Raw genomic sequence first — 12,045 nt, 5'->3', positions numbered from 1 at the left:
ATAAACGACATTCTTTAATAATTGTGATATCATTATAGAGGAATAAATGGGAGGAAAAGGCAATGAATTTGTTTGGATTGCAAGCTTTAATTGACATTGTTTGTCAAATTTTCTTTGTACTTTTAGCTTTTTGGGCGGTACAAGGAATTCATTTTGAACGTTTTTTACCAATTCAAGAAAAGCAGGGCAAAGTATTAATTGTAATGTTTTCAATTGCAATTGGCTTCCTTTGTAGTTCGTTTTTTCTTTCATTTATTGAAAACATAAAAAATTTAACTTTATTATTTTAAAAACCTAGGGGATAGTTTCGTGGAAAAGATTATTTTACACGGTGGGCATAAACTCACCGGAAATGTACAGATTGAAGGGGCGAAGAATGCGGTTTTACCAATTTTAGCAGCTACCTTATTAGCTAGCGAAGGAAAAACTGTTTTAGCTAATAGTCCAATTCTTTCAGATGTCCATATGATGAATGACGTTTTAAAAAGTTTACATGCTAAAGTTGACTTTGATGAAACTAATAATGTCATTACAGTTGATGCAACTGGTGAACTAACGTCAGAAGCTCCGTTTGAATATGTCTCAAAAATGCGAGCTTCAATTGTTGTCTTAGGTCCCCTCTTAGCTCGTTTGGGAAAAGCCCGGGTATCACTTCCGGGTGGATGTGCCATTGGCTCACGGCCCATTGATATTCACCTTAAAGGATTTGAAGCCATGGGAGCCCACGTTGAATTACAAAATGGTTATGTTGAAGCTTCGGCACCAAATGGTTTAATTGGAACTGATATTTATTTTGACTTTCCAAGCGTTGGGGCTACCCAAAACGTAATGATGGCCGCAACCCTTGCTAAAGGGACGACAGTGATCAAAAACGTTGCAAGGGAACCAGAAATTGTTGATTTAGCTAATTTATTAAATGCCATGGGCGCTCACGTTTCTGGAGCAGGAACCGACACATTGACCATTGAAGGAGTTAAGACTCTCCATGGGGTAAACCATGCCGTAGTTCAGGATCGAATTGAAGCTGGAACTTATATGGCAGCTGCAGCATTAACGCAAGGAAATGTGTTAATTGAAGATGCGATTGCTGATCATAATGTGCCTTTTATTGCTAAACTTCGTGAAATGGGAGTTACGGTCGAACAAGAAGAAAATGGAATCCGCGTGATTGGACCAGAAGTCTTGAAACCAGTTGATGTGGAAACGGCTCCTTATCCAGGATTCCCCACAGATATGCAACCGCAAATGACGATTTTGCAATTAGCTGCTAATGGGGTAAGTACCTTAACCGAAAATGTCTTTGAAAATCGGTTTATGCATCTTGACGAACTTCGCCGGATGAATGCTAAGTACGAAATTAAAGGGAACGTTGTGGTAATGCACGGTCCCACTCATTTCAAAGGTGCTGAAGTATCAGCTACTGATTTACGAGCTGCGGCTGCTTTGATTTTAGCGGGATTAGTTGCTACTGGTGAAACCATTGTCACCAATCTTAACTATCTTGATCGGGGTTATTACCAAATTGAAGCCAAATTACGTAAGCTTGGTGCTGATATTAAACGAGTTAAATAAAAGCAAACAATTAGTTATTATTACTATGATATAATTTGGATATCGAATTAAGAATTGAAGGGAAGAAAAGTTATGGCTGAAGATATTGGAATTGACTTAGGAACGGCCAATGTTCTTGTTTCTGTAACCGGCAAAGGGGTTGTACTTAACGAACCCTCTGTCGTTGCCGTAGATACTAAAACTAATAAGGTTTTAGCAGTCGGTAAAGAAGCATACGAAATGGTTGGTAGAACACCCGGAAATATTAAAGCAATCCGTCCGTTAAAAGATGGAGTTATTTCTGATTTTGATGTTACCGAATCAATGTTAACTTATTTTATTAACAAATTAAGCGTTAAAAAAATGGTTTCAAAACCTAAAGTAATGATTTGTGCACCAACTAACATTACAAATATCGAAAGAAAAGCAATTATTGAAGCTGCCCAAAAAGCGGTTGGTGGTGAAGTTTTTCTTGAAGAAGAACCTAAAGTAGCTGCGATTGGTGCTGGAATGGATATCTTTGAACCAACTGGTAGCATGGTAATTGATATTGGTGGGGGTACTTCTGATATTGCCGTGGTTTCACTTGGTGATATTGTTGCCAGTGAATCACTCAAAATTGCCGGTGATGTGATGAATCGCGATATTGTAGAATACTTAAAACGGAACCATAATATTGTGATTGGGGAACATACTGCCGAAAATATCAAAAAGGAAATTGGAACTGCTAGTGTCGACGTGACCGAAATTAAAGAAATGAAAGTTCGGGGACGTGATTCAGTGACCGGAATGCCAATTTCCATTATGATTAACAATAAAGAAATTGCCGAAGCACTTCATGGAACGATTTCAATCATCATCAATGGTGCAAAAAGTGTCCTTGAAACCATTCCTCCTGAATTAGCAGCTGATATTATTGACCGGGGCGTGATGCTTACTGGTGGTGGCTCAATGCTTGCTGATATCGATACGGTAATTTCAAATGCTCTAACGGTGCCAGTAATCATCTCTGAAGATCCATTAGAAAACGTTGCGAAAGGTGCCGGAGCTCTTTTAGATCATATGGCTAAGGAAGCACCTAAATCAAATAAAAAACGATTTAGCTTTTTTGGAAATAACGACTAGGTGAAGGTTTGAAAAAACTAGCAGTTTTTTTAATTCAGCTTTATCAAAAGTATATTTCAGCTTATACTCCAGCTAGATGTAGATATCAACCAACTTGTTCAAATTACATGCAAATAGCAATTGAACGATTTGGTTTTTTTCTTGGTTTAATTATGGGGATAGCTAGAATTATAAGGTGCAATCCTTTTGTAAAGGGTGGTTATGATTTTGTTCCGCATCGCTTTAGTGTGCGCAGAAATCATAGTGATGAATTCTAATCAGTAAATTATTTTTAAGGAGAAAACGATGTCACGTAGACAAAAAGAAATTGAAATTAAAGTTATCAATGATCCAAGCGATGAAAACATCCGACTTGTTCAAATCAATGAACAAACAGTGGGAACTATTTCTGAAGATGACGGTAAGTTTGAAGTGGTGGTTGGGGAAAATACTTTTCATGAAAAAAGTGAAGAAGAAGCGCTTCATCAAGTAGTAAGAGAATTTAACCTACATCAAAGATAATTAGTTAGTTTGAAGGACTGACTTTGAGGGGAGTTTATCGTGTTTCAAAGACTACAAGTAAAAAACGATAACAGAATCGATTGGGGAATTATTTTTTGTGTCCTAATGCTCGCTTTGATTGGAATTGGTTCAATCTATGTTGCAGCAGCCCACGATAATGGAACAGTTTCGGTCTTAAAAGCAGTTATTTCACAAGTTATCTGGTATGTAATTGGTGCAGTTGCAATTGTGATTGTCATGCAATTTGACTCAGAGCAACTTTGGAAAATTGCCCCATATATATACGGATTAGGAATATTTCTCTTATTTGCGGTTTTATTCCTATATAGTCGAGCTTATTTCGTGCAAACTGGAGCTAAAAGTTGGTTTGCTTTTGGTCCATTTACTTTTCAACCATCTGAGGTAATGAAACCAGCTTATATCTTGATGGAAGCTAGAATTATTGCACAACACAATTCTGAATATCCGCATCATACCGTAAAAACTGATTGGCATTTAATTGGAAAAATGTTTCTTTGGACGCTGCCAGTAATTGTGCTCTTAAAGCTACAAAATGATTTTGGAACGACAATTGTGTTCGTTGCAATTTTAGGGGGAATGTTAATTGTTTCCGGAATTACCTGGAAAATTTTAGGACCTGGTCTATTAGCGTTCTTTGGAATTAGTGCTGCAGCAATTGCAATGGTGGTAACGACTGGTGGACGTTCAATTTTAAGTGCACTAGGTTTTCAAGCATATCAATTTGCCCGAATTGATAGTTGGCTTCATCCGGCTTCTGATGCAAGTAATCAAGGATATCAATTGTGGCAAAGTATGAAAGCCATTGGTTCTGGAGGATTAACTGGTTCAGGGTTTAATGTTTCGCATGTCTATGTCCCAGTTCGGGAATCAGATATGATTTTTTCCGTAATGGGCGAAAATTTTGGGTTCATTGGTGGAACCCTCTTGATTTTGTTATATTTCTTATTAATTTATGACATGATTAAAGTTACATTTGAAACTAAAAACGTTTTTTATGCCTACATTTCAACTGGGGTAATTATGATGATTTTATTCCATGTGGTTGAAAACGTTGGAATGAGTATTGACTTGATTCCTATGACCGGAATTCCATTACCATTTATTAGTCAAGGTGGCTCAGCTTTAATTGGGAACATGATTGGAATTGGATTGATTATGTCTATGCAATATCACAACAAGAGTTCCATGTTTAGTACAACTAAAAACTTTTCATAAAAAGTATGTTTATCATACTTTTTTTCTTATCAAATTATTTGATAAGTGATATACTTAGGGTTCCAGAAATTATGAACGGGAGTTAGAAAAATGGCAGAAAAAAAATTACACTTAGCATTATTGTTTGGTGGAGATTCATCGGAACATGACGTTTCAAAACGTTCAGCTCATAACATTTATGATGCAGTGGACAAGTCAAAGTATGAAGTAAGTTTATTTTTAATTACTCGGGGTGGAATTATCTTAAGTAATGAAGCTTCACTTCGGGTTTTTGATGGTGAAGATGAAGCAGCAGTTGTTGAAGAAGTAGTTCCAAAAATGGATTTAAGCAATCCATTAGAACCAATTATCAATTTGAACAAAGAGAAGAATATTGATGTATTTTTCCCCATTATTCATGGTAATTTAGGTGAAGATGGAACAATTCAAGGACTATTGCGTTTACTTCAAAAACCATACGTTGGAAGTGGTAGCCTTGCATCGGGAATGGCTTATGATAAAGACATTACGAAAAAAATGCTTGATGTAGTTGGTGTGAGAAATACTAATTATGTACTTATCACACCAGAAAATGAGGCAGATTGGAACTACGAAAAGCTTAGTGAAAAATTAAATTCAAAAATTCTTTTCATTAAACCATCTCGTCAAGGTTCATCAATTGGAATTCACAAGGTGGAAAACCAAGCTGAATACGCTGAAGGAATGGCCGATGCTCTTCGCTATGACACTAAGGTGTTAGTTGAAGAAGCAATTGAAGGTCCAGAAGAAGTTGAAATTTCAATTTTAGGAAATGAAAATCCTAAGGGTTCTAAGGTTGGGGCAATTAAAGTTCCGGCTAGTGATGCTTTTTATACTTACGACAACAAGTTCGTAGATGCCAGTAAAGTTGAATTTACCATTCCGGTAGCTCTTCCAGCTGGGGTAGCTGAAGAAATCACCGACATGGCAATTAAGGCCTTTAAAACGCTTGAATTAAAGGGAATGGCTCGTATTGATTTCTTAGTATCAAAAGATTATACGCCATACCTTGGTGAAATTAATACATTACCTGGATTTACTAACATCTCGCTTTATCCACAATTATGGGAAGCTTCAGGAATTAGTTATACTGAATTAATTGATAAACTAATTGAACTAGCTTATGCAGAATTCGAACGGCAATCAAAAATTGCTCATGACTTTATTCCTTTGAATAAAGGGGATCAAAAAAAGGTTTATGAAGCAAAATAATAATTAAACAAAAGGATTAGAAACTTTTTTGAAGGTTTCTAATCCTTTTTACGTAATTATAATCATAGTTTTAGAAAAATTATTGACCTTCCTAACGATATAGCTCATAATCTTTAGTCGTATAAAAAATACGGCTAATTTTATTAATTAAATAGGAGAATTTTAATTATGATTGTTTTTCCGTCTAAGACGATGCTACAAAGGCTTAGTGTGATAGTAAAGAGTCGCCGTGAAGATATCCACATGTCCCAAGTAGAATTAGCAAAAGGGATCTGTACGCAGACTACAATTAGCACTTTGGAGAATAAAGGATGTTTCAAAAGTTGGGAATGTGTACCAAAAATTTTTGAAAAATTAAATTTAGATCTTGATATTTTAGAAACTGAATGTAATTATCGTTATGGCGAACTTAATTTGAAACAAGTAGAAAGAAATTTATTAATTCATAATTTTACTAAAGCACAACAGCGGTTAAGCAAAATTAAACATGAAAATTTAGATACCAAAAATTTATTAGCACGTTATGAATGTTGTTTAGGTTTGATTGATTTATTTGTAAATCAGAATCAAGACGATGCCATTAGTAATTTTAAGTTAGCCATTAATCATCATCAAACGCGCGATAATCAAATTGTAATTGGGTGGGCCTATCTTGGAATTGCAATCGCTTATCGACAATTAAAATTAACGAAACAAACCAAATATTATTTGAACTTAGCAATTAAAGAACTACATCTTTGTTTGCGTAAAAAATTAAAACCCGCTGAGTTTCACCAAATGATTCGCTTGGCAATTACTTTGTTAGTGCTAGTTGAAAAAGTTAATGAGCCTGAACTTTGTTTAGCTGAATGTAGGTTAGTCGTTAATAAACTAAAGCAAAGTCATTCTTTTTACTGCCTAAGCGATTTTTATAAATTAAAGGGCGCATGTTTGCTTAAAACTAATCAAAAAGAAAAAGCTGCCGAATACTTCAACCAAGCAAAAAAATTACAAGGCTTATATTCATACAGCAATTTCCAAAAATTGAATTTATTATTTAGTTAACTTAATTTTGCTCTAGCTTCTTTTGGACTAATTGGTTGGTTCTTTAAATTAGTTCTAACCACTAAAACATCAGTTGGAGCGGTTCTTGTTACATATTCTGTAACTGAACCAACTAGTAATCGAGTGACTGCGTTTAATCCAGTCGCACCAATCATAATTAAATCGATGCCTAATTGACTTGGGAGTTCTTTGGCGATAATGGTTTTTGGTGCTCCGTATTCAATTGAGTAATCAACATTAGTCAAACCAGCAGCTTGGGCTTTGGCAACATAATTTTCAAGAGTAGTCTTAGATTTTTCTGTAATTTCATTAACGATTGATGTATCAAAGCTAGAAATATCTTGAAAAGTTCTCGTATCAATTACATGAACAATGTGAAGATGTGCTTCATTTCTTTTAGCAACGGCAACCGCTTTTTCAAATGCTAATTCAGCTCCGTAAGAACCATCAATGGGAACTAAAATATTTCGATATTCTTGTAACATAATTAATCACCTCATAGTTTATTTATCTAATTGTAAGCTTAATAAAAATAATTTCCAATTATTTGTTAATGAATTGCATAATTAATAATTCTGGAATCACACACATGATGCAGCCCAAGATTAAGGTAATAACAATTAAAATTAAATTGTTAATGATGGCAGCGGCAAAACCGAGGAGTGCCACAATTACTAAACAAATTCCACTAATTTTAAGGATTTTACTTAATCCTGGATTTTTTTGGGGATTAAACATTAAAAAGGGAGTATGCAAATGTTTTAAAAAATAAAGGCCATTTCCTAATAAAAGTGCTGAAAATAAGATTAAAAGAACTTTAATTGCCATGATTTACTCCTTTACTTGCCTCGTTTAACCGATCATATTGGTTGGAGAGACTAGTTTCGAATTTACTGTTTGCTTTAGGGTGGTAATATTGAGCATTTTTAATTTTGTCAGGCAGATATTGCTGTGCAACCCAACCATTGGGGTAGTCATGTGGATACTTATAGCCGACGACTCCTAGTTTTTCTGCGCCTTTATAATGGGCATCACGAATTGACTTGGGAATTTCACCGTAATCGCCTGTTTTAACTGCTGCGATGGCTTCGTCAATTGCCATATATCCAGAATTAGATTTGGGTGATAAACACAATTCAATAATTGCATCCGCTAAAGGGATTTTTCCTTCTGGTAAGCCCAAACGTTCTGCAGCTTGAACTGCAGTGACCGTTCTAGCACAAGCAGCTGGATTGGCTAGTCCAATATCCTCATATGCAATCACCATCAATCGACGGGTTAATGAATTTAAATCACCAGACTCAATTAAACGAGCTGCATAGTGCAGCGCAGCATTGACATCTGATCCACGAATTGATTTTTGCAGGGCTGAAATGACATTGTAATGAGCATCACCGTCTTTATCTTGCGTTAGGGCTTTTCTTTGTAGACAAGCTTCGATGTCACTTAAGGAAATGTGAATTACATCATCAATGGGATTCGTCGATTTTACGGCTAGCTCTAACGCATTTAACGCACTTCTTAAATCGCCATTAGTACTATGGGTTAAAAAGTTAAGTGCTTCTGGAGTTAGGTTAACTTCTATGTTACCTAGTCCATTTTCTTTATCCGTTAGAGCTCTTTCAATTCCTTTTTTTATATCAGCGCTTGAAAGTGGATTAACTTGAAAGATTTGGGTTCTAGAACGAATTGCTGGGTTGATGTTGATATATGGATTTTCGGTGGTAGCACCGATTAAGATAATTTGACCGCTCTCTAGTAAGGGCAGCAAAAAATCCTGTTTCGTTTTATCTAAACGATGAATTTCATCTAATAAAAGGACGACTGTCCCGCTCATTTTGGCTTCTTCAGCAACGATTTGTAAGTCTTTTTTGGTATCAGTAGCTGCATTTAAAGTTCGAAAGGCATACTTAGTTGATCCCGCAATTGCACTGGCAATACTAGTTTTTCCTGTTCCAGGCGGACCATATAAAATCATCGATGACAACAGCTTGGCCTTTACCATTCGTTGAATAATTTTGCCAGGGCCAACTAGTTCCTGTTGTCCCACAATTTCGTCAATTTGTTTGGGACGCATCCGATAGGCTAATGGTTTTTGCATTTTATTCCTTCTTATTTATTAAATAATTTCTGCCAAAAAGATTTTTTGGGGGTAGTTGAGGTTGATGGGGTAGGTTTATGATGCTTAAATTCAATATCAGTTTGATTAACTGCTGACTTTGCTGCAACTACGATTGCGTAATCATTTGGGTTTGTTCCGTAAATTTGATCAGTATTTAAAGTAAATTTAGCATTGTTTTGGGTGGCAATTCTAATATATGGACTTTGTTTATTAGAAGAAATGTTTCCGTTAATAATGGTTGTTAAATATGGATTTTTTTCGACTAGCTTTTTTACAGCCTCAATAGCATCAGGATTAAGGACCTCTGAAGTTGGAATGGCTAAAACGACCCGTTCTTTAAAGGTGCCTAGGTATCGGCGTTGTTCATCAGGATTAATTTTGGGAGTTCCGCCATTCATGGCTTGATCTAAACGATTTTGGACATTTTCATTTTCAATGGGCATTATTGTAACTCCTTATTTTTATTAGCTTTATTGTAACATTATTAAAAAAGTGCATACAAAAAAGCGGTCTCAAATGAGATCGCTTTTTTTAGATACTTAATCTTAACGGTTGTAGTATTCAACGATTAATGAAGTATCGATGTTTGCATTTAATTCATCTGGTTGTGGAAGTCTTGTTAATGAACCTTCAAGCTTATCAGCATCAAAAGATACGTAAGCAGGACGGCTAACAACATCATTTACAGCTTCAGTAATGATAGCCATGTTTTTTGACTTTTCACGAACAGCAATAACTTGACCAGGGTTTACTTCGTATGATGGAATATCAACACGTTGACCATCAACAGTAATGTGACCGTGGTTAACTAATTGACGTGCTTGACGACGAGTAGTTGCTAAACCTAAACGGTAAACAACGTTATCTAAACGTTGTTCAAGCTTGATTTCGAAGTTATCACCATGCTTACCTTCACGAATTTTACCAGCTTTTAAGAAAAGAGCGTAAAATTGACGTTCAGTTAAACCGTACATGTAACGTAGTTTTTGCTTTTCACGTAATTGAACACCGTATTCTGAAAGTTTTTGACGACGACCTTGACCGTGAACACCAGGAGCATAAGGACGACGTTGTAATTCTTTACCAGTACCTGATAAAGAAATACCAAGACGACGAGAAATTCTCCAACTTGGACCTGTATATCTTGACATAATTGAATCCTCCAATAAATTTTTTGGAGTAAAATAAAGGTTGCATACTTAGTATTCGTGCATATTCCTCAGAACTTTCACCTCAGCAGCCGTGGGTTACTAATTAGACTATTAAATAGCAAGAACATGTTGACGAGCTTACCGTATACTGCTGCATTATTTTACACGAGTTATATTATATCGCGCTTAATCCATAAAAGTCAACGAATTCAAGGCTTGATTATGTAAAACCATCATTATTACTAGCGCTTTATGATATAATTTAACATAATGCACCACATACATATAAAAAAATAAAAAGGGCGGATAATATGCTTAATGCACTGATTGGGATCGTTATAATTATTATTATCATTTATATTGCAATTGTTTTTTACCAAAAACATTTTTTGAAATTAGCGGTAAAAATGCAAAATGAGGTCGAACACTTTACAAATTTGAAAATAGCCGATGATCTTGAACAAGTTAAACAAATTGGATTAATTGGGGATTCATTAGCTAATATTAATGAAGCTGAAAAACAATTTAACAACATTGTTAAAAATGAATTACCACAATTAAGCCTAATTGTGGATGATGTGAAAAAAAGTGCTAAGGGAATTAATTTTTTAAAAACCAGAGATGAATCTGATGAAGCACAAATGTTGCTAGAAAAGATTGCAACTGATTTAGATAAGATTCAAGCAACAATCGACAAAACCGCTAAGTTAGAAAAAGAACATCGGGCGGCCGTTTCTGATTTGGAAGAGCGATATAAACGGTTACGTAAAATTTTATTGACCAAAAATAGTGAATTTGGACCAGCCTTGGATGCCCTTGAAGAACAACTTTCTTCAATTGAAGAGACCTTTGATGACTTTTCTAAGTTAACGCAACAAGGAGATCATGCTAATGCCGAAAAGATTCTAGTTGACCTTAATAAAGCAACTATCAATTTGGAAAGCAGTATCAGTGCCATCCCAGTTTTATATCAAATGAATCACATTAAGTTTGATAATCAAATTAATGAAATTTCCAAAGCATATCAACAAATGCGATCAGAAGGCTTTGCTTTTAATGATGATGATTTTGAAATTTCTCTAAAGGAATTACGACAATCAGTCAACGATAACATTACGAACTTGGGTCATTTAGATGTTCAGTTTGTCCAAGATCAAGATGATGAAATTACTAAACGAATTAATGATTTGTATGACAAAATGGAAGCGCAAATCAAAGCTCGTAAAGAAGTTGATAAGTCAATCAAAAAAATGGGTAAATTCATTGAACATGCTTACTATCAAAATCAGACCTTAGCAAATGAGTTAGAACAATTGAGTCATAACTATTCTTTAGAACATAATGAAATTGAAATTACTAAACAACTCGGGGCTAAAATAAACGAGATTGGTAAGCAACATGAAGCCGACTTAAATGCAATTAATGATAACAATGCCATCTATACGAGAATTGCTAATAATCTTAATCATTTCAAAAACGAGTTAACTAAAATTGAAAAGAAACAAATGGCATTAAATGATTCAATTTCAGAGTTTAGTGCCGAAGAAAAGAAAGCCCATCAAATTCTAAGTGATTTGAATGCTGAATTGCACGTAATTCAACGAAAAATTGAAAATTTGAATCTTCCTGGAATTTCTGATGATTATGTTGATTACTTTGGAATTGTAGCTGATGAAATTAATCACCTTAGCTCAACCATGAATAAAGTTAAAATCAGTATGGATGATGTTCAAAAACAACTCGAACAAATTAAAACTGATCGAGACACCTTACAAGAAAAGACTGATGATTTAATTGATCAATCAGTTTTAGCAGAACAAGTGATGCAATATGCAAATCGCTATGTAGGAAAAACACCTGAAATTGATTTGGCTTTTGAAAAAGCAAAAGATCTTTTTGATCATAAGTTCAATTATGGTGATAGTTTAGCTACAATTGCGACGGCCGTTGACAAGATTGAGCCTGGAGCTTATAAACGAATTGAAGATCGTTACTATGCTAATAAAGCAAAAACGACGAAAAAATAACAAAATACCAGGTCGATTAGTCGACCTGGTTTAGTTTTCTAGAAAGATTAGGAGGAAT

14 protein-coding genes are annotated in these 12,045 nt (G+C 35.0%); 9 read left to right on the top strand and 5 right to left on the bottom strand.

Translation table 11 applies throughout. From position 1 onward, the window contains the following. The first annotated feature begins 62 nt into the window (after window positions 1–62). The 8 genes from ACEPSS_RS07580 to ACEPSS_RS07545 all read left to right on the top strand — a co-directional run bounded on the left by ACEPSS_RS07580 (window position 63) and on the right by ACEPSS_RS07545 (window position 6,687). A complete protein-coding gene (locus tag ACEPSS_RS07580) occupies window positions 63–290 on the top strand; it encodes a DUF1146 family protein (protein ID WP_395318834.1) in 228 nt (75 codons plus the stop codon). Between the two features lie 19 nt (window positions 291–309). Next, entirely contained in the window at window positions 310–1,572 is a 1,263-nt protein-coding gene (gene murA, locus ACEPSS_RS07575; RefSeq protein WP_395318832.1) for a UDP-N-acetylglucosamine 1-carboxyvinyltransferase, read from the top strand. Between the two features lie 72 nt (window positions 1,573–1,644). Next, window positions 1,645–2,676, top strand: coding sequence for a rod shape-determining protein (locus ACEPSS_RS07570; protein WP_395318830.1), 1,032 nt, complete (start codon window positions 1,645–1,647; stop codon window positions 2,674–2,676). Window positions 2,677–2,684: 8 nt separating this feature from the next. Further along, window positions 2,685–2,933 (top strand): membrane protein insertion efficiency factor YidD, encoded by a 249-nt coding sequence (yidD, locus tag ACEPSS_RS07565; RefSeq protein WP_395318828.1) that lies wholly within the window; start codon window positions 2,685–2,687, stop codon window positions 2,931–2,933. Between the two features lie 28 nt (window positions 2,934–2,961). Further along, entirely contained in the window at window positions 2,962–3,177 is a 216-nt protein-coding gene (locus tag ACEPSS_RS07560) for a DUF2969 domain-containing protein (protein WP_395318827.1), read from the top strand. 39 nt (window positions 3,178–3,216) lie between these two features. Further along, complete coding sequence (locus tag ACEPSS_RS07555; protein WP_395318825.1) at window positions 3,217–4,413, top strand: FtsW/RodA/SpoVE family cell cycle protein; 1,197 nt, start codon at window positions 3,217–3,219, stop codon at window positions 4,411–4,413. A gap of 90 nt (window positions 4,414–4,503) precedes the next feature. Further along, the gene (locus ACEPSS_RS07550) at window positions 4,504–5,643 is read left to right on the top strand and encodes a D-alanine--D-alanine ligase family protein (protein WP_395318823.1); all 1,140 of its coding nucleotides are present in this window, start codon (window positions 4,504–4,506) and stop codon (window positions 5,641–5,643) included. Window positions 5,644–5,811: 168 nt separating this feature from the next. After that, the gene (locus ACEPSS_RS07545; protein WP_395318821.1) at window positions 5,812–6,687 is read left to right on the top strand and encodes a hypothetical protein; all 876 of its coding nucleotides are present in this window, start codon (window positions 5,812–5,814) and stop codon (window positions 6,685–6,687) included. Here the strand turns inward: ACEPSS_RS07545 and ACEPSS_RS07540 are convergent. From ACEPSS_RS07540 to rpsD, 5 genes are all read right to left on the bottom strand, one after another. Then, window positions 6,684–7,172 (bottom strand): universal stress protein, encoded by a 489-nt coding sequence (locus ACEPSS_RS07540; protein ID WP_395318819.1) that lies wholly within the window; start codon window positions 7,170–7,172, stop codon window positions 6,684–6,686. The two genes, ACEPSS_RS07545 and ACEPSS_RS07540, sit on opposite strands and share 4 nt — an antisense overlap. 58 nt (window positions 7,173–7,230) lie before the next feature. Beyond that, window positions 7,231–7,515, bottom strand: a complete 285-nt coding sequence (locus ACEPSS_RS07535; RefSeq protein ID WP_395318817.1) for a hypothetical protein — start codon at window positions 7,513–7,515, stop codon at window positions 7,231–7,233. Continuing rightward, window positions 7,505–8,788 carry a replication-associated recombination protein A gene (locus ACEPSS_RS07530; protein WP_395318815.1) on the bottom strand — a complete coding sequence of 428 codons (1,284 nt, stop codon included), beginning with the start codon at window positions 8,786–8,788 and terminating at the stop codon, window positions 7,505–7,507. Before ACEPSS_RS07530 ends, ACEPSS_RS07535 begins: the two co-directional genes overlap by 11 nt. An 11-nt stretch (window positions 8,789–8,799) precedes the next feature. Beyond that, the gene (locus tag ACEPSS_RS07525; RefSeq protein ID WP_395318813.1) at window positions 8,800–9,252 is read right to left on the bottom strand and encodes a YueI family protein; all 453 of its coding nucleotides are present in this window, start codon (window positions 9,250–9,252) and stop codon (window positions 8,800–8,802) included. 102 nt (window positions 9,253–9,354) lie between these two features. Then, complete coding sequence (gene rpsD, locus ACEPSS_RS07520) at window positions 9,355–9,960, bottom strand: 30S ribosomal protein S4 (protein ID WP_395318812.1); 606 nt, start codon at window positions 9,958–9,960, stop codon at window positions 9,355–9,357. A gap of 311 nt (window positions 9,961–10,271) precedes the next feature. On the opposite strand from rpsD, the gene ezrA reads away from it, so the two are divergent. Further along, complete coding sequence (gene ezrA / locus ACEPSS_RS07515) at window positions 10,272–11,987, top strand: septation ring formation regulator EzrA (RefSeq protein ID WP_395318810.1); 1,716 nt, start codon at window positions 10,272–10,274, stop codon at window positions 11,985–11,987. Window positions 11,988–12,045: the final 58 nt, after the last annotated feature.

Source organism: Fructilactobacillus frigidiflavus (genome assembly GCF_044054575.1).
Taxonomy (GTDB): Bacteria; Bacillota; Bacilli; order Lactobacillales; family Lactobacillaceae; genus Fructilactobacillus; species Fructilactobacillus frigidiflavus.
Note: the sequence above shows the minus strand (reverse complement) of the source record. Positions and strands in the feature narration are given on the sequence as shown.